14 protein-coding genes and 1 pseudogene are annotated in these 19,781 nt (G+C 35.3%); 10 read left to right on the top strand and 5 right to left on the bottom strand.

Annotated elements, in window-relative coordinates; all coding sequences use genetic code 11:
• The first annotated feature begins 20 nt into the window (after positions 1–20).
• From MHI02_RS15700 to MHI02_RS15675, 6 genes are all read left to right on the top strand, one after another.
• Positions 21–1,121 carry a Gfo/Idh/MocA family protein gene (locus MHI02_RS15700; RefSeq protein WP_341166046.1) on the top strand — a complete coding sequence of 367 codons (1,101 nt, stop codon included), beginning with the start codon at positions 21–23 and terminating at the stop codon, positions 1,119–1,121.
• Positions 1,122–1,144: 23 nt separating this feature from the next.
• Complete coding sequence (locus MHI02_RS15695) at positions 1,145–2,113, top strand: sugar phosphate isomerase/epimerase family protein (protein WP_047184124.1); 969 nt, start codon at positions 1,145–1,147, stop codon at positions 2,111–2,113.
• Positions 2,114–2,136: 23 nt separating this feature from the next.
• Positions 2,137–3,264 carry a Gfo/Idh/MocA family protein gene (locus MHI02_RS15690; RefSeq protein WP_047184199.1) on the top strand — a complete coding sequence of 376 codons (1,128 nt, stop codon included), beginning with the start codon at positions 2,137–2,139 and terminating at the stop codon, positions 3,262–3,264.
• Positions 3,265–3,508: 244 nt separating this feature from the next.
• Entirely contained in the window at positions 3,509–4,549 is a 1,041-nt protein-coding gene (locus MHI02_RS15685; protein WP_047184123.1) for an aldose epimerase family protein, read from the top strand.
• Positions 4,550–5,717: 1,168 nt separating this feature from the next.
• Positions 5,718–6,476, top strand: a complete 759-nt coding sequence (locus MHI02_RS15680; protein ID WP_047184122.1) for a DeoR/GlpR family DNA-binding transcription regulator — start codon at positions 5,718–5,720, stop codon at positions 6,474–6,476.
• Positions 6,477–6,656: 180 nt separating this feature from the next.
• Positions 6,657–6,794 (top strand): hypothetical protein, encoded by a 138-nt coding sequence (locus tag MHI02_RS15675; RefSeq protein WP_157851561.1) that lies wholly within the window; start codon positions 6,657–6,659, stop codon positions 6,792–6,794.
• Positions 6,795–6,864: 70 nt separating this feature from the next.
• Here MHI02_RS15675 and MHI02_RS15670 read toward each other — a convergent pair whose 3' ends face one another.
• Positions 6,865–7,722 carry a TetR/AcrR family transcriptional regulator gene (locus MHI02_RS15670; protein WP_047184121.1) on the bottom strand — a complete coding sequence of 286 codons (858 nt, stop codon included), beginning with the start codon at positions 7,720–7,722 and terminating at the stop codon, positions 6,865–6,867.
• A 93-nt stretch (positions 7,723–7,815) separates the two neighbouring features.
• Here MHI02_RS15670 and MHI02_RS15665 point away from each other — a divergent pair, with 93 nt between their 5' ends.
• The 4 genes and pseudogenes from MHI02_RS15665 (at position 7,816) to MHI02_RS15650 (ending at position 13,845) form a co-directional block, all read left to right on the top strand.
• Entirely contained in the window at positions 7,816–10,899 is a 3,084-nt protein-coding gene (locus tag MHI02_RS15665) for an efflux RND transporter permease subunit (protein ID WP_047184120.1), read from the top strand.
• A gap of 420 nt (positions 10,900–11,319) precedes the next feature.
• A complete protein-coding gene (locus MHI02_RS15660) occupies positions 11,320–12,783 on the top strand; it encodes a CoA-acylating methylmalonate-semialdehyde dehydrogenase (protein ID WP_341166045.1) in 1,464 nt (487 codons plus the stop codon).
• Positions 12,784–12,867: pseudogene (locus MHI02_RS15655) on the top strand (5-deoxy-glucuronate isomerase); the annotation flags it as partial.
• Positions 12,868–12,909: 42 nt separating this feature from the next.
• Positions 12,910–13,845, top strand: coding sequence for an aldo/keto reductase (locus tag MHI02_RS15650; protein WP_341166044.1), 936 nt, complete (start codon positions 12,910–12,912; stop codon positions 13,843–13,845).
• Positions 13,846–14,017: 172 nt separating this feature from the next.
• Here the strand turns inward: MHI02_RS15650 and MHI02_RS15645 are convergent, their stop codons facing one another.
• From MHI02_RS15645 to MHI02_RS15630, 4 genes are all read right to left on the bottom strand, one after another.
• Positions 14,018–14,404 (bottom strand): hypothetical protein, encoded by a 387-nt coding sequence (locus MHI02_RS15645; protein ID WP_047184117.1) that lies wholly within the window; start codon positions 14,402–14,404, stop codon positions 14,018–14,020.
• A 1,325-nt stretch (positions 14,405–15,729) separates the two neighbouring features.
• A complete protein-coding gene (locus tag MHI02_RS15640; RefSeq protein ID WP_240473207.1) occupies positions 15,730–16,983 on the bottom strand; it encodes a C40 family peptidase in 1,254 nt (417 codons plus the stop codon).
• A gap of 190 nt (positions 16,984–17,173) precedes the next feature.
• A complete protein-coding gene (locus tag MHI02_RS15635; protein ID WP_341166120.1) occupies positions 17,174–18,247 on the bottom strand; it encodes a CynX/NimT family MFS transporter in 1,074 nt (357 codons plus the stop codon).
• A 206-nt stretch (positions 18,248–18,453) separates the two neighbouring features.
• Entirely contained in the window at positions 18,454–19,674 is a 1,221-nt protein-coding gene (locus MHI02_RS15630; protein ID WP_047184115.1) for an EAL domain-containing protein, read from the bottom strand.
• Positions 19,675–19,781 lie beyond the last annotated feature (107 nt).

Here is a 19,781-nt window from a genome sequence, read left to right as displayed (position 1 = left end):
TTTCTAATGGAGGTAAGATTATGGAGCCAATTAAAGCTGGTGTCATTGGATGTGGAAATATTAGTTCTATCTATATGGAAAATGTAAAGAAATTTAAAACGTTCAATATTATTGCTTGTGCAGACATTGATATTACTAGAGCTGAAGATAGAGCAAAGGAATTTAATATTCCGTTAGCATGTCTTCCTGAAGAGTTATTAGAAAATGAAACCATTGATATAATCATAAATTTAACAACTCCAAATGTTCATGCAAAGATTGCAACTGCCGCTCTTCAAGCGGGCAAACATGTGTATGGAGAAAAGCCTTTTGCTATTACTCGTGAAGAGGGAAGGGAAATACTAAAATTAGCAAAGGAGAAAAAATTGGTAGTTGGTGGTGCACCTGATACTTTCTTAGGTGGGGGATTACAAACATGTAGAAAATTAATTGATGATGGTTGGATTGGTGCTCCTGTTTCGGCCACTGCCTTTATGATGAATCATGGCCACGAAAGATGGCATCCAAATCCTGATTTCTATTATCAAAAAGGCGCAGGCCCAATGTTTGATATGGGGCCATATTACCTTACAGCACTAATCTCTTTACTAGGTCCGATACGAAAAGTTAACAGTTCAAGTCGAATTACTTTTCCAGAAAGAACAATAACGAGCAATCCTCGGTATGGAGAGAAAATTCAAGTAAATACACCAACCCAAATAAATGGTGTAATTGATTTTGAAAGCGGCGCAATTGCCTCTATAATTACTAGCTTTGATGTTTGGCATCATCGACTTCCTTTTATTGAGATTTACGGGACAGAAGGAAGCCTGGCGGTTCCAGATCCAAATACCTTTGATGGGCCTGTTCTAATTAGAAGACATGATCAAGAAAATTGGAGGGAAATTCCTCTAATTAATGCATTTATTGAAAATAGTAGGGGATTAGGGATTGCGGATATGGCTTTTGCTATATTAAACAATGAGAAACCGCGGGCAAGCGGGGAACTAGCCTACCATGTACTCGATGTCATGCAAGGATTTTTAGACGCCTCCGTAGATAACCAAGCTTATAGTTTAAATAGTACATGTGAGCAGCCTAAACCACTTCCATCCTATCAATTTTTATTAGAAAACTATTAATTTAAAAGGAGAGATTATAGAATATGAAATTGGGAGTTTTTACAGTATTATTTGGTGATAAACAGTTTGAAGAAGTATTGGGTACTATTGCTGAGAGAGGACTTGATTCCATTGAAATTGGAACAGGTGGATATCCTGGTGATGCACATTGTAAACCAGAAGAATTACTAAACAATAACGATAAATTAGAGAAATTTAAAAAGGTAATTGAAGATCACGGGCTTGAAATCAGCGCATTGAGCTGTCACGGCAACCCACTTCATCCAAATCCTGAAGTTGCTAATAAACATCATGAGCAATTTCAAAATACTGTTCGATTAGCTGAAAAGCTTGGAGTAGATACGGTTGTAACGTTTTCCGGATGTCCAGGGGAATCCGAATTCTCCCATTTCCCGGTCTGGGTAACAAGTGCATGGCCAGAAGACCATCCAAAAGTACTTGAATGGCAATGGAAAGAGAAAGTTATTCCATATTGGACTGAACAAAGTAATTTTTTATCCCAACATGGGGTGCGAGTTGCAATTGAACCTCATCCTGGGTTTGTTGTTTATAATAATGAAACTGCGTTACGGCTACGTAAAGAGTGCGGAAACAACATTGGAGTGAATTTTGATCCGAGTCACCTATTCTGGCAAAACATGGATCCAATCATTTGTATTAAAGAAATTGCTAAAAATGATGCACTATATCATTTTCATGCAAAAGATACAGGAATTGATCACCAAAATACGGCAGTTAATGGTGTGCTTGATGTCAAACCATATAGTGATGAAATTAATCGTTCATGGATCTTTCGAACAGTTGGTTATGGACATGGAGAACAAATGTGGAGAAAAATAATAAGCACGCTTCAGTTGGTAGGGTACGAAGGAACAATTAGCATCGAACATGAAGACAGTCTAATGTCAGTAGAAGAGGGATTTGATAAAAGTTCTACATTTTTAAGAGGTGCATTAATTAAAGAAAAGGTTGGTGAAATGTGGTGGGCGTAAGTCAAAAAGAAATTAGAATTGGGATGATCGGTTACCAGTTTATGGGTAAGGCACATAGCCATGCATATAGAGATTTACCGTTTTTTTTTAATTCAAAAATGAAGCCTGTTATGAAGGCGATTGCTGGAAGAAATGAACAAGCCGTAATAGAAGCAGCAGAGAAATATGGTTGGGAATCTTATGAGACGGATTGGCGTAAAATTATAGAGCGTAAAGATATCGATGTCATTGACATTGTAACACCAAATCATACACACTCTGAAATTGCTATTGCAGCAGCGGAAGCGGGAAAGCATATCATAACGGAAAAGCCACTTGCATTAACAGTTGAAGAAGCAGAGAGAATGTATGAAGCTGTTCAAAAAAATAATGTACATCATATGATTTGCCATAATTATCGATTCGTTCCTGCTGTTCAGTTAACGAAAAAATTAATCGAAGAAGGACGATTAGGGAAGATATACCATTTTCGCGCAAATTATCTACAGGATTTTATTTTAGATCCAGAATTTCCTTTGGTTTGGCGTCTGAAAAAAGAAGTATCGGGCTCAGGGACATTAGGAGATATAGGCGCACATAGTATTGATTTGGCACGCTTTCTTGTTGGTGAAATAAAGGAAGTTGTATCAATGATGGAGACATTCATTAAGGAACGTCCGATTGCAGAATTGTCTGGAGGACTAGGTGGTAAGGCAAATAACAGTTTAAAGGGAACCGTAACTGTAGATGATGCCGTTGCTTTTCTTGCTAGATTCGAGAATGGAGCTATTGGTACATTTGAAGCAACTAGATTTGCTGGTGGGAATCGTAACAAGAATACATTTGAAATTAACGGTGAAAAAGGGTCCATAAAATGGGATATGGAGAACATGAATAATCTAGAAGTTTATTTCGCTGATGATGAACCAGGACTTCAAGGTTTTCGGTTAATTAATTGTACAGAGGAAATACATCCATACACTTCTGCCTATTGGCCTGCAGGACATATTATTGGCTATGAACACACGTTTATCCATTTAATTTACGAATTCTTAAATGGAATAGTAGATAATTATCAAACAGAGCCTAATTTTAAAGATGGACTAATAAATCAAAAGGTCTTAGATGCAGTTGAAGAATCAGCAAATAATAAAATTTGGATAGAGGTTTAAATTATTTTTACAAACTTTCGATTTAGTTTCTTATGGGGGACCGTCAGGAAAAGCGTATTTACAACGCCGGTATTTTTCTGATGATCCCCCCTTTTATAATTTACGCTTCACTTCAAAGAGAACACTATACTCATCATGCTTCGGAAAGGATTATTTTCTCGGAAATCTATATCTGTAAAGTTAGGTCCGATATTAAGTAACATTAATAGTATTTAAACTATAATTGATTACTGGAGATGATTATATGCAAATTAAAAGTAATAAGCTAGATGGAAAGTGGATCACTTTTGTGTTACAAAATAATAATAATATGGAAGTACATATTTTGAACTTTGGTGGAATCATTACCAAAATTCTTGTTCCCGATAAACATGGGAATTTTGAAAATGTTGTTCTAGGATATAAAAATTACCAAGACTACAAAACGGACTCCTCCAACTTCTTTGGGGCTATAATTGGGAGAGTGGCTGGAAGAATTAAGAAAGCATATTTTGAGCTTGATGGGAACAAATATGAATTAGAACCAAATGATGGAGCCAACCATTTACATAGTGGAAGTAATGGGTTCCATCGTGTCCTCTGGGATGCAGTTCCATTTGAAACGGCAACGGAAATAGGAGTAAAGCTATTTTATATTAGTAAAGATGGAGAAAATGGGTATCCCGGTAATGTGTGTGTTACCGTAACATATATGTTAAATAATAATAACCAACTTATTATTGATTATTCGGCTACAACAGATAAAGCCACCCCTTTTACGTTAACCAATCATACCTATTTTAATCTATCGGGAAATTTAAAAAACCTAATTCAGCATCACTTTGTAACAGTGAATAGTCCTTACTATTTAGAACTTAATAATGAATTGACCCCAACCGGGGAAATATTAAATACACAGAATACAACGTTCGATTTTATACAAGGAAGAACATTAAATGAAGGAATAAACTCTGATTTTAAACAAAATAAAGTGGTTGGCAATGGTTATGATCACTATTTTTTATTTGATAAAAATCAAATAGGAAAAATAAAGATTATTGAAGAGTCCAGCGGTCGAATTCTGAATATAGAGACTAACCATCCTGGAATGGTGATGTATACGGCCAATAATTTGGAAAAAGGTATTGAATTGGATAATGGCCCATCTAGAAAATATTTAGGTATTTGCTTTGAAACACAAGGTCCCCCTGCTTCCTTACACCATGAAACTTTGCCTACCATTGTATTACATAAAGATGAAATATATAATAAACAGACTATTTACTCTTTCGGTATACAGCTATGAAAGATATTTAGATAGAAACAGACGAATAAAGAAGATCAGAAATCTATCCCATAATAAATATCATTTTTCGTTAATGTTCCGTATTTTATACAATTTCGCAATGAATTCAATCGGTAATTTTCCTTTTATTGAGAGGTTCAATTAATAATCATTAAAATTTAGTATGTTAATTTTGCCGATGTAATTAAATAAGCATAATATTTACATCGGCCAGTTCCCCCAAAGGCAGGTTTACTTTACCTTGATGTTGTATCAATATACAGATGCGTAGCAATTTCTTTTATTGTAACTAGTCACTATCTCTGCAGACCAATTTGCCTTACTGCACGAGGAAAACAATCAAATTTTTCAACCCCTTTATTATACTTCGTGTAGGGACTTTTTTACCTCAACGATAATCTATATCTGTTTCTTAATTTCTTAATAACAACCCTCTCACATAAACCATTTTTTATTTTTTTGTCTATATCTTTTTCAGCATTTGTTAATATTGTAGTTCTTAATCTATTGTTATTTTATGGATAAGCGTACAATGTCAAATACTTTTTTCAAGATTTTGGGTAACTTTAATACACCTACCGTAATATGGAAGTTTTTACAAGTAGCATTTAACCAAGTTTATTAGAAAACAGGCACCATTTTCTTGATTCAAAAGTAGGTTTTCACTCGATTCTTAATCTGCATTGATGCAATCTGGCATTGAGTATAAAATAGAAAAATAACATACTGATTCGCATTTATCAATAAAAAATTTCATACCGGTTTGGCTGACCAAGAAAGTGAGGGCAGGTTCTATAGTTTCACCAAAGTAATTTAAAATCACAGCCCTTTGAAGAACTTTGAAACATCGATAGGAATAATCAACACTTTTTCAAAATCTGTACCACGAATTTCTTTTGCGAATTGCTTCGTTTGATGGGGATATCATTATATAATCAACTCTAATTTATAGGAAAAATATATAAACAGCTTACCAATCTAATAAGCGAAGTATAAAAGGTATTGTTTGTAAGCGGTATCAATGTTAAAATAGAATCATTAGTTAACCAACTTCTTCTCTTAATGAAATTATATATATCAATCACGGTTATAAACTTCTTATGTTATTTGGTTACTTGTTAAAAATTAGTGTATGATAATGAAGATTATAAAAAAGGAATGAGTGTATGTGTTAAAAACAAAACGTTTGGATTTAATCGAGGAATATATCGTTGAACGAGGAAGTGTTTCCCTGGACGAATTAGTTGAAAAATTTAAGGTATCTAAAAATACAATCAGGAGAGATGTGAATGATCTGATTGAGGGGGGAAATTTCAAGAAAGTATATGGCGGTGTTTCCGTAGATAAGTCTGCATCAACAGTTCCATCTGTAGATAGACAAATTCGGAATCATAAGCAAAAGCAGTCAATCGCAAAAGCAGCAGCTGAATTTGTTCAAGATGGAGACATCATTTTTATAGATTCCGGTACCACTACAGTGGAAATGGTGGAGTTTATCAAAGAGAAGGAATTAACGGTTATTACAAATAATGTAGATTTTATTATTATGGCGCTCCCTTATAATAATTTAAGCGTGTTTTCCACTGGTGGAATGCTAGAACGCAAAAAAAATTCGTTTACTAGTGCTGAGAATGACGAATTAATTACGTCTTATAATATTACGAAGGCATTTATTGCGTCTACTGGAATTACCATTAAGAATGGAGTTACGAATGCGCTTCCTTTAGAAAGTGGATTAAAGAGTACCGTTGTTCGAGAAAGTGCGGAAAACTTTTTATTAGTGGATTCCAGTAAATTTGATAAAGCGGCGCTAACGACATACTGTCAATTAAATGAAATCAACTACTTAATCTCTGATAGTATACCGGAGAAATATGTTCGTTATGCCAAAGAAAATAATATTGAAGTAGTTATAACGGAAAAGTAAGCAGAAATGCTTACTTTTTTTGTTTTTAATATTCATGCCAATCAACCGGAAATGGTAAGATGTTGTATTACTTTTTTGTTACTTTGGAAATATTTTATAAAGAAAATATAATTATACATACCTTTTATTAAATAATGGTTACCTTTTGGTTATTTCGTTTGTGGAAGGGAGGGAATAAAAATGTTGAAAGTTGAAAGTAACTCCACCGTCTTTAGATGGTATTCGCTTTCAACCTTATCCTTTGATGTCCATACTTTAATTATGGGGCAAGGTTTAAAGAGTCTATCCAAGCGATATCAGACCATGCGTCGGACTTAAATGAAACCGCCGTATACGGAACCGTACGTACGGTGGTGTAAGAGGTCGGCGGTTAGTCACCCCCTCTTACTCAATTGAAGTAATATTTAGCTTCGACTTGAAAATAATTACGCAGTAAATAAGAAATCCATTTACAATGTGGATGCTTTTGTATGTTTTCAAGTAATCCACTTATAATAGCTGGACTTAAATTGTGATGAAGTAGCTGCTGCTTTATAAGTATTAACGACTCCTTTATGATCGGTTCATCCATTTCATTTATTTTTTGCTCCAGTAAGTCAAGTAGTTGTTCCCGTTTCATTTCTAAATTTAACGTTTGACTAGAAACTTGGAAAAGCTCTTTTGTGACAAATGGGATACTTATATGTTTTGCTAGTAAATTTGTTTTTTCTACGAGTGAATGTGCTAGTAAATCTAAATCCAAATCTAATGTGGTGCTATTAAAGAAAAACAACTCGGAATACATCCCCATAAAACTTTTAATACAATACATAAGATCATATTTTGTATCGGTAACCTTCTCCCCGAATAATCGTTCAATCATCAATAAAATGGTGTTATCAATTAATGCGTTGTAATAACGCATCTTTACAAGTAGATCTTCATTTAAAGAATGAGTTTGCTCTTTAATGAAAACTTTAGCAAAATCTGAATGTTTATGAAGAAATTGAAAGTTCATGTAGTAAAATGAATACAAAAGCTCTTCGTTTTTTGTTGTCTTGACTATATAGTCAATATCAGATGTAATTGCTTCCATAAAGTGATCGATTAACGCAATAATCAGTTCATCTTTTGACTTGAATGATAGGTAAAAGGCACCTTTTGAAATATCGCAGTAATCTGTTATCTGCTGAACAGAAGTAGCTTCGAAACCTTGTTTAGCAAAGAGTTCTAATGCTTTATCCATAATTAACTGTTTTTTACTCATATAATCTTCTCCTGCTTTTATGATTGACAGATGACCGTTTAGTCATTAGTATAGATAAATAGAATTCATAAGTCAATTTAGGTAGGTGAAAGTGTGAAAGGTTTAGTCAATTTTGTTTTAAAAAATAAACTAGCAGTATGGTTGCTAACCATCATTATAACAGTTTCTGGTATTTATTCAGGAACACGTATGAAAATGGAGACCATCCCGGATATCTCCATCCCTTTTTTAATGGTCGCGGATGTATATCCTGGAGCAACCCCTGAACAGGTAATGGAAGATATCTCCATCCCTTTAGAAAAGGCTGTAGAAGGTTTGGAGGACGTGAAAGCTGTTTATTCTAACTCTTATTCTAACATGGCCAATATTCAAGTGGAATATGATTATGGTGTTGATATGGATGAGGCCAAGCGTGCATTGGAAGCAGCATTAGATTCAGTATCCTTGCCGGAAGATGCAGAGGAGCCAACCATTTCAGCCATTAGTATGAATATGATGCCAGTTGTTGCATTAAGTGTTAGTAGTCAGGATGAAGATATTGTTGAATTAACATCGACAGTAGAGGACATTCTTCTTCCAAAAATCGAGAAGATCGACGGTGTTGCATCTGCCACCATTACAGGTCAACATATTGAAGAAGTCGAGCTTGCTTATGATAAAGCCAAGATGGAAGAACTTGATTTAACTGAAGATGATGTCGAACAAATGATCCAGGCAAGTAATTTAGATGTTTCCCTAGGGCTATATGAATTTGAAGAAGGGGAACAAGCTGTATCTATTGACGGCAAGTTCATGACAGTTGATGAGTTAAAGGAAATGCAAATCCCAGTAACACCATCGGAAACAAATCCATCACCATTTGTGAAGCTTAGCGATATAGCTACAGTTAAGGAAGTTGGTAAAGTACAATCAATTTCACGTACAAATGGGGAAGATGCCATTGCAATACAAATTGTCAAAGGACAACAAGCAAATACGGTTAATGTTGTGAACGATGTAAAAGATTTAATAAAAGAAGAGCAGGAAAAGATAGATGGTCTCGAAATCGATATATCACTTGACCAAGGAGAACCGATTGAGGACTCGGTATTTACGATGGTTGAAAAGGCATTATTCGGTGGATTAATCGCCATCTTAATTATTCTTTTATTCTTGCGTGATTTTAAATCTACTATTATTTCCATTGTATCTATTCCAGTTTCGATTTTAATGGCTTTACTTCTACTTAACTGGTTAGATATGACATTAAATATTATGACACTAGGGGCGATGACGGTTGCAATCGGTCGTGTTATCGATGACTCTATTGTTGTAGTTGAGAATATTTACCGGCGATTGCACTTGAAGGGTGAGAAATTAACAGGTCGTGCATTAATTCGTGAATCGACCATTCAAATGTTCAAACCAATCCTATCCTCTACACTTGTAACGGTTGCGGTATTCGCACCACTTATCTTTGTTGGTGGTATGGTAGGGGAATTGTTCATGCCATTTGCATTAACAATGACGTTTGCACTGGCGGCTTCCTTAATTGTTGCGATTACCATTGTTCCAGCACTATCTCACTTCTTATTTAAGAAAAAGTTGTATAGCGAAAGAACAGAACACAGTCATAAAGAAGCTGGTAAGTTAGCTAATTGGTACAAAGGTATCCTTAACTGGGCACTAAATCATAAAATAATTACATCACTTGCAGCTATTATATTATTAGTTGGTAGTCTGGCTTTAACACCATTGATTGGTTTCAGCTTCCTAGGTAGTGAAGAAGAAAAGGTGATGTATCTTACGTATACGCCAGAAGCCGGTGAGTTAAAGGAAGAGACATTAAAAAATATTGAAGAAGTAGAAAAAGAATTATTAAAACGTGAAGACATTGATATTGTTCAATTATCTGTTACCGATAATGGCGATCCAATGGCAGCAATGATGGGCGGAGGAGGAAATGGTGGATTAATGTTCCTAATCTTTGACCCAGACATGGAAAATTTCCCAGAAGCACGTGAGGAAATTGAGGATTATGTGTTTAACATTGGTCAATCAGGCGAATGGAAGAGCCAAGACTTCTCAAGTATGTCGATGTCTACCGATGAACTCGAGTATACTTTTTACAGTGAAGATTTAGATAAACTAAATGAATCTGTGAAAATGGTAGAAGATGTGATGAAAGAGAATGATGGATTAAAAGATGTTTCCTCTAGTACTGAAGACGCATATGTTGAGTATACATTTAATGTAGATCAAGATGAGTTACTACAGTATGGGTTAACAGCAGGACAAATTGTTGGAATGCTAAGGACATCCTCGACACCAGAAGTGATTACAACAGTTGAAAAAGACGGTGACACATTGGATGTCGTTGTCCAGCAGGAAGAAGCGAAACAACCTAAGTCAATTGATGAACTACTAGCAACAGAAATACCAACAGCACTTGGCACAACAATGCCGCTTTCCGAGCTTGTAAAAGTGGAAGAAGGTACAACGTTAAATACCCTTGCACGTAGTAAAGGAGAATATTACGCAACGGTTTCAGGTACAATCCTTGATGATGATATATCAAAAGCTACATCTGAAGTAGATAAAGCAATTGAGGATTTAGAGTTACCTAAGGGTGTATCAGTTGGTGTTGGCGGAGTTGCTGCAGATATGACTGAGACATTTACACAGCTTGGTGTAGCAATGTTGGCGGCAATCTTGATTGTATACTTTATCTTAGTTGTAACGTTTGGCGAAGGTCTGGCGCCATTTGCAATCCTGTTTTCATTACCATTTACGGTAATCGGATCATTAATTGGGCTGCTCATAGCGGGTGAAACCATCTCTGTTTCTGTTTTAATGGGTCTATTAATGTTAATTGGTATCGTGGTTACGAATGCGATTGTACTTGTAGACCGGATTATTCGTATGGAGCACTCCGGCATGGGACTCCGAGAAGCGATTCTTGAAGCAGGATCAACACGTCTGAGACCAATTCTAATGACAGCTATTGCAACGATTGGTGCATTAATTCCGTTAGCAATTGGTTCTGGCGGTGGCGGTTTAATTTCGAAAGGCCTAGGCGTTACCGTTATTGGTGGTTTAACAAGCTCCACCCTATTAACGTTGATTATTGTCCCTATTGTTTATGAATTATTATCGAAGCTATTTAAGAAAAACCGTAAAGAAATAGAAGAAAACTAAGTTTAATGGAGAAGCCCTTAAGATGAATTGACATCTTAAGGGCTTCTTTGTGTGTTAGTTTTGGGGGATGTTACAAATATTGTAGCAGACCTTGTGTATGGCATATTATGCTTGTTATTGCAATGTTCCGGCTATCGTTTTATGGATTAGAATGCTATAAGCTCCAGAAAGCCCTCGTTGGCATGATTAATTCTCCAAACTTATCTATCAAACTCTAATTAAACCACATATTTTGATGAATTATGTCTAAGTTAATACAAAGTTAACAAGGAAGTTAACAAAATGTGATAATATCTATTGACTGAAAGCGATAACAGTATTATTGTATAATCATAAGTTATTTACCGAGGCAAGGCGCTTATGTTTTGCAATAGTTGTAGATTGGTATTCTACATATAAATAAACGAGGAGGAATATAGCATGGCTGAAGCTAGAAAACTAAAAAACTTTATTAATGGGGAATGGGTAGAAAGCAAAACTACTAAATATGAAGAAGTTTATAACCCAGCAACAAAGGAAATCGTTGCATTAGTTCCTATCTCAACTAAAGAAGATGTAGACTACGCTGCAGAAGTAGCTCAAAAGGCTTTTGATAAATGGAGTAAAGTTCCAGTTCAAAAACGTGCTAGAATTCTATTTGCTTACCAACAATTATTAGAAAAAAATAGAGACGAGTTAGCTCGCTTAATTACTATTGAAAACGGAAAAAACACGACGGAGGCATTAGGCGAAGTTGGACGTGGAATCGAAAACGTTGAATTCGCAGCTGGTGCTCCTACATTAATGATGGGTGACTCTCTATCAAATATTGCGACAGATGTTGAAGCTGCAAACTATCGTTATCCAATTGGAGTTATCGGTGGAATTACACCATTTAACTTCCCAATGATGGTTCCTTGTTGGATGTTCCCAATGGCAATTGCAATGGGTAACTCTTTCGTATTAAAACCATCCGAAAAAACGCCATTGTTAACTGAAAAATTAGCTGACTTACTTAAAGAAGCCGGTCTTCCAGATGGAGTATTCAACATCGTTTATGGTGCACATGATGTTGTTAATGGAATTCTTGATCATCCAGAAATTAAGGCTATTTCATTCGTTGGTTCTAAACCAGTTGGTGAATATGTATTCAAACGTGGAAGCGAAAACCTTAAACGTGTACAAGCGTTAACTGGTGCGAAAAACCATACTACTGTATTAAAAGATGCTGACGTAGATCAAGCAGTTAAGGATATTATCTCTGCTGCATTCGGTTCTGCTGGTGAACGTTGTATGGCATGTGCTGTTGTAACAGTAGAAGAAGATGTTGCTGACGAATTCATGGCAAAACTTAAAGAAGCGGCCGACAACGTGAAAATGGGTAACGGACTTGACGATGGTGTATTCTTAGGACCAGTTATCCGTGAAGAAAACCAAAAACGTACAATTAGCTACATTGAAAAAGGTTTGGAAGAAGGAGCTACACTAGTTAGAGATGGTCGTAAAGATGATTTAGAAGGTGGTTACTTCGTTGGACCAACTATCTTTGAAGGTGTAACACCTGAAATGACAATTTGGCAAGATGAAATTTTTGCTCCAGTATTATCCGTCATTCGTGTTAAAAACTTGAAAGAGGCAGTAGAAACTGCAAACAAATCTAACTTTGCTAACGGAGCTTGTATTTTTACAACGAACACTTCTTCCGTAAGATATTTCCGTGAAAACATTGATGCAGGTATGATAGGGGTTAACTTAGGGGTTCCAGCACCAATGGCATTCTTCCCATTCTCTGGATGGAAAGATTCTTTCTACGGTACGCTACATGCTAACGGTAAAGACAGTGTAGACTTCTATACTCGTAAGAAAGTTGTAACTGCACGTTACGTTGCTCCTGAATTTAACTAAAATGTAATGGCAGGCCCGACACGTATTTGGAAATTCCATAATGATCCAGACCATGAGTGGATTTTAGACCGTAGCGAATGCTAAGTTTGCTAAGTTAAGTTTTAAGTAAGGGAAGGGATGATAGGAATGACAAAAGTAAAATTAGGTAAAACGGATTTATGGGTTAACCCAATTGGACTTGGCACAAATGCTGTTGGTGGCCATAACCTATATCCGAATTTGGATGAACAAGTAGGTATTGATCTAGTGAAAGCCGCAATCAATCATGATATGAATTTCATTGATACAGCATTCATCTATGGAATTGGTCGTTCAGAGGAATTAGTTGGTCAGGCTATTAAGGAAACAGGTAAGCGTAGTGAAGTAGTACTTGCAACTAAAGGTGCTCAACGTATTTTGGATGGAAAAGTAGAAATTGATAATTCGCCAGAATTCATGAAGCAATCGGTTGAAGCTAGCTTAAAACGTTTAGATACGGATTATATTGACTTGTACTATATTCATAATCCCGATGGTAAAACTCCACTTTATGAGGCGGTAGGAGCCCTACAAGAACTAAAAGATGCTGGGAAAATTCGTGGAATCGGAACATCTAATTTAACGCCTGCACAACTTGAGGAAGCAAACAAAGATGGCTATGTAGATGTATTCCAGGGAGAGTATAACTTATTAGCTCGTGGTGCGGAGAATGACTTTTTCCCATATACGTTAGAACATAATATTGCTTTTATTCCATTTTTCCCATTAGCTGCTGGAATCTTAGCAGGGAAATATAATAAAAACACAAAATTCCCAGCTGATGATTTAAGACATAACATGCCACATCTTCAAGGTGAAGCTTTCGTACAAAACCTAGAAAAAGTAGAAGTGTTACGTAACATTGCGAATGAAAAAGATGCTGAAGTCGCTTCTATAGTTCTTGCATGGTATTTGACCCAAGACGCGATAACCGCTGTTATTCCAGGTGCGAAAAACCCAGAACAGGTATTGAAAAATCAAAAGACACTGGACGTTACTCTTACTGAGGATGAAATAGAGGAAATTAATCGTGTTTTCAGCTAAAGTTAATATTTAAACTGTGGACTAATTACTGGCCGTGATGGTCCGATAAGCGCGACTAACCATTAGTGGGGGATGAAGGAAAACCCCCACTGATGGCATTCTTCTTTATCCGCCTTAACTGGTTGGATGCCCCCTACTGAATGAGTTTCACTTTATTACGAAACAAGCCTTTTTATTTAACCGCTTTTACAGTGATTGCTTTCGTATAATTATTCGTAAGACATCCTTCGATATCACTTTTCTTAAGCAAACCTAACTCAATGGCGGCATGAATCTTTTCGCTATCTGGTGTTTTAACGATTTGAATTAAATCATTCATATTTAATTCTTCTAGTTTTTCCACGGTATCCTTCTCCGCCCACTTTTCTGTTTTCCGAACTTGTCTTTGTAGTTTATATTGTTCTTTGATTAATTCGCCTTTTTCGTTCTCCCCATACTCATTATCAAAATATGTATGAAAGATCTTCTTTAATTGGTTAATTTCTGCTTCGATTTTTTTCTTTACCAGATTTAACTCATAATATCTTTCTACCATTTCCTTTGTGATTAGCTCTTCCATTTTAACTCCTCCTTTGAAATTGTTAATAAATTCTATGGAAATGGAAGGGGGAATATGTCATAGGAATAAACTTGAGTTAATTGCTGGGAAAACATCTTCTTATGCATCTATCCAAATGCCTTGCGAATGCCAGTGTACCCATTCAAGGAAATATTAAAATAGGACATACTCATGTAGAAATGCTGCTTGAAAATAAGGATAATAAATATGATGGGATAATTAAACAATATTCACTTGATTAATATAAAGTTATCTAATCTATAAAAAAAGGTTTTTAAAAAAATCCGGTGAAGATGACACTACGATGTTTCTAGCTGGCAATAGCGCATTTAGCCGACTTCGAACCTTTTTATCCTCCTTTTTGAACACCTACTAAAAAAGTAAAAATGGAATTAAAATAATAAACTTTTAGAATTCAATTGACAATTCACTTTTATATACTATAATAAAGGTAATAGGTACTAAGGAGGAGATAAACTTACATAAAAAACAGAAAGATAGGATATTCAAACTATTACTTTAAAACTAATAATTGTCGGAATGGATGTATTGCCTCATTTGCCTCGAATGCCAGTACAGTACTGTGTAGAGTGAATGGACAATATTTCAGTATTATGACGTTACATCATTGTAACCGTCAAACCTCTGAATAAAAGATTTCTACTAATTATTCACCGTTTACTCCTTTTTAACACTTTATTCTTGGCCTTCAAAGAACAACTTCTGTCAAAATACTAAATATCCATTTCACATATTCAAACTATTCTAAGGGACCTTTTGTAAAATTAAATAGAATAATATTATTTTCATAATCATACTTATCATTTATCAATAACATCAGAAAGAATACTGGCTGATTCTATGAATTAGTTGTTATTTGTATGCGGTAAAAATAATACTTATTACCTTCGTTTCATATTTTTGGTCAAAGATGAAAAGGTGTTCCTTAGAAAGTTAGCCCACATTCTTCTTACATAACCTCCAAGTCATAAGTGAAAAAGATAGTAGTACCTAACTGCTGTCTCTTCGTTAAATAAAACAAAAGCTGTCGTCCCCCGACAGCTTTTGTTTTTTATCTTTAGTTAATGTTTTATCCCACCTAAACGAGCAGTAAGACTCCCACCTCAAACTTCTGGGGAAACAAAGAAAGTAAGTGGGAGATCAACTTCCCGTAAAGGTCCGATAAGTACGACTAACTATCAGTGGGGGATGAAGAGGAAAACCCCACTGATGAAAGTCTTCTTTACCCCAGCTAAACTGGGATTACCCAAAAGAAAAACGAACACCCTCGATCAGATACTAACGAAGATGTTCGTTTTCTAACTTTAATAAAATCGTTTAAAACTATCGAAATGCTTACTCCAATAAGGATTATCTAAACTTACAATAGATACACCGGAACTTGTACCAGCTTGGAGGAATTTATTATCTCCAAGATAGATTCCCATATGAGAAATACCAGATCGATAAGTTCCTGAAAAGAAGACTAAATCCCCAACTTGTGGATTGTTCACGTAATAAGAGCGTTCAAAATAACCATCCGTAGAAAGACGATTTATTTTCTTTCCAGCTTGATTGTATACGTAATAAATAAATCCGCTACAGTCAAATCCACTAGTAGTTGTACCGCCCCATTTGTAAGGGATGCCTATTAAACTTTTTCCAACACTAACTAGTTTGTTAACATCGTAGTCTACATTTGTATTTGTAGAAGAGCCAGTCTTTGTACTTTTTACAGAACCAGTTGATTTCTCTTTCGTAGCACCAATGCTTAATTTTTGTCCAATGTATATCATATCAGACGATAAGCTATTCCATTTCTTAAGATTAGCGACACTAACCCCATGTGCCTTACCAATTTTAGAAAGGGTATCTCCTGATTTGACCGTATATACAGAAGCTTTATTTCCATCTTGTTTACTAGCCGAAGATGATGTACTAGTTGAAGAATTGTTACTAGATTTACCAGCTATGTTTAATTTTTGACCAACATAGATCAAATCAGAACTTAGATTATTCCATTTCTTTAGATTAGCTACAGAGACATTATACTTTGCACCGATCTTAGAAAGAGAGTCTCCAGCTACAACGGAATAAACAGTAGAAGAGCTGACTTTAGTTTCTTTTTTTCCGCTTGTTTTCGTATTTTGAGATTCTTGTTTACTTACAGTTAGCACATTTCCAGGGAAGATAAGAGTAGTATCTAATCCATTCCATTTCATTAAATTAGTAAGGGATATATTATGTCTTGACGCAATTCCACTTAAAGTGTCCCCAGCTTTAACTGTATATGTATTAGAAGTGCTTTTTGAGCTTTCTTGTTTTTTCGATGCAGTATCCTTGGCTGAAGAACTTGCTGAACCTGTTTCTAGTACTTGATTTGGAAAAATCAAATCCGAGGTTAAGTTATTTATCTTTTTCAAATTCGTTACTGTTGTATTGTGTTTCTGAGCAATAGTCCAAAGTGAATCTCCGCTCTGTACCTTATGAGATGCTGCTTCAACTTGATCCGCTCCGACCATAGCCGATGCAATTGCTGCACCTGCTGTAACCGACATGATTACTTTTTTATTCGCCAATTTTCACTTTCCTCCTACTAAACTTGTCAATAATAAATCTATTATACCATTTTTTTCTAAAAATAGTAGAATTATCTAGGAGAATTTAGTATAGAATTTAATTGAAAAAGTAGAATTATAGGTTTTAGGCGATTGTACCGCACATAAAAAAGGAATCAACTAACATGTTAATTCCTTTCAATCTAAAAACTTATACATATTTATTACGGCCTGCACCTAGTCCAAATATAAGAACAATTACAGAGTCTATTAAGATGACAATTAAAGGAAGCGTCCATCCATTGGAAATATCGTTCAGAAAACCGATTAATAACGGACCTGTTGCGGCAAGTAAATAACCTAGTGTTTGAGCCATACCTGATAATTCCGCGGCTTCAATTGCCGTTCTTGCACGAAGTCCGATTAATGTTAAAGCCAGTGAGAAAGCTCCAGCTAGCGTAAATCCGATAAATGTACAACTAATAACCATCATTGTAGTTGTTGTACCTAATAAAAGTCCCCCATAACCAAGAAACGAACTAATAATGATAGAAATAACGACTCCCTGTTGATTACGAAACTTTTCTGCTATAACTGGAACGAGAAAACTTGCAGGAAGTCCTATAAACTGTGTGAAAGATAACATCCAACCCGCTGTAGCCATACTAACCCCTTGGTCATTTAAAATGGTAGGTAACCATGAAATCGTTGAATAAAACAAAAACGACTGCGTACCCATGAATATAGCAACTTGCCAAGCTAGAGGTGATTTCCACATTTTTTTATTCGTGCGGATAAACTTTCTCTCCATATGCTGGTCAGAATTTCCCTTTCGTGCCAAATAGAAAATATTAAATAGTGCAAGAAGCGTAGGTATTCCCCATATAAATAAAGCGACTTTCCAACCGAGATTTAATCCATCCGCAATTGGAACGCTGAGACCAGAGGCAGCTGCAGCAATAACTCCCATTGCTGTTGTGTATAAACTAGTCATTAAACCTATTTTATGAGGAAACTTATCCTTAATAAAACTAGGCAATAATACATTTAATACCGCTATTCCTAGTCCGACTAATAAAGTTCCTGAAAAAAGAAGGATTACAATAGAATTGGAACGTATACTAATTCCGATAAATAACATAAGTAATCCAATTAACATTGCCCATTCATTAGATAACCGATTTGCTAAACTTGGTGCTAACGGTGACATAATCGCAAATGCAATGACTGGTAAACTTGTTAATAATCCAGCACTGGAGCTTGATAAACCAACATCTGCTTGAATAGAACCAATAATAGGCCCAACAGATGTAATAGCTGGAATTTAATGCGATTAAAACAATACCACTAATTAATAAGAATGAATACACCTTATTTGTCTGCTGTTTTGAACGCTCTATCTCCATACCGAAAAACCCCTTTCACATTATTAACAATATAGCACATTCATTGAATCTTCAAAATAGATAAATGAAAAAGGGCTTTTGTTCCTCACAACAGCCCTTCTTGTTCAAATAAATAATCATATGGTATATCCATAAAAATATATTTATTCTTTGAAATTGGATAAGAATAGGTCCGAATTTGTTCATTTCGATCAATGTCCGTGTACAAGTTGGAGAGGATTCCTTTTTTCTCTACATTCATCCGTACAATACTTTCAAAAAAGTAAGGACGCCAACTCCAGTTTTTCTGTCTGCCTTCTGGATTTAATTCCCAATCACCTTCACGACTCTTTTCCGCATTAGAAGATAACTGTATTCCTTCATCATTACAAATATATACTCGGAAGGCGAAAGGACTACATGCATTTCCAATGGTAATTATAATTTCATCATGTGGTGCATTCGCATCTATATCTTGCAAGGTTTGCTTGAATAATTGCTGGATATCAGTAGTAAGTTGTAGTTGAGCTTTCATTTTTTTCTTTTCGTATTTAACAAATAGTTGAAAATCCCTCTCCATGATATCCTTATACGTATCTTTCTCTACAAATTGTGGATTTGACTTTGCCAAGTAACGACCTTGATAATATCTTCCACCGTTTCGCCAGGCATAATTAAATTGATTATACGTGGTGATCCCTTTAAAAAGTAATGTAGATCCCATTTTATGTGCTAACATGGAAATGGAATAATGGACATCATTATATAAGTGTGGCAACGCATCTTCTTTCAAAAAGCTGACATCGATTTTAATGATATTTGGTTCGAAATAAGTAAGTTTATCCAAATTCCCGCTTGTTTTTCCGACATCATCAAAAGCGATTTGGATTCCTAGAGTTTTTATGTATTTAAATAAGGAATTGAGAGAATATACTTCTTCTGTTATTTGTTTTTCCTTCAATTCTAGAACAATCTTACTTAGATCGAGCCCTTTACTTTCGTAGGATTGTAAAAGCGAAAGGATCGTCTCACCATCGTCTTCATAAAGTAATTCTGCATCGTAGCTGAAAAATAAAAGGACGGTTTTATCAGTTTCTAAATAATAATCTAGTGCTTTTTGTTGGATACAAGTAATGACTTCTAATCGGAAATCATGTGGGATGGAACTATCTTTGAAAAACCAATCTAGACGTTGTTTTTCACCATCCTCGGTTAAGTAATAAGCTTTTAATTCGTAGCCAATCACTTTACGAGTATCTGCACTTACAATAGGTTGATAATATGGAATAACGTGGTCTAAATTCATCATGATATCTAATGGATCCACTTCTAGTCCCCCCAAACTTGCAACAATTTAATAGATATTATAACAAACATAATGAACATCGTCTTGACTAGAGAACGAGAATTTCATAAAGTAATATTAGAAAGCGT

It is taken from the genome of Oceanobacillus sp. FSL K6-0118 (assembly GCF_038006665.1).
Classification (GTDB): domain Bacteria; phylum Bacillota; class Bacilli; order Bacillales; family Amphibacillaceae; genus Oceanobacillus; species Oceanobacillus caeni.
Note: the sequence above shows the minus strand (reverse complement) of the source record. Positions and strands in the feature narration are given on the sequence as shown.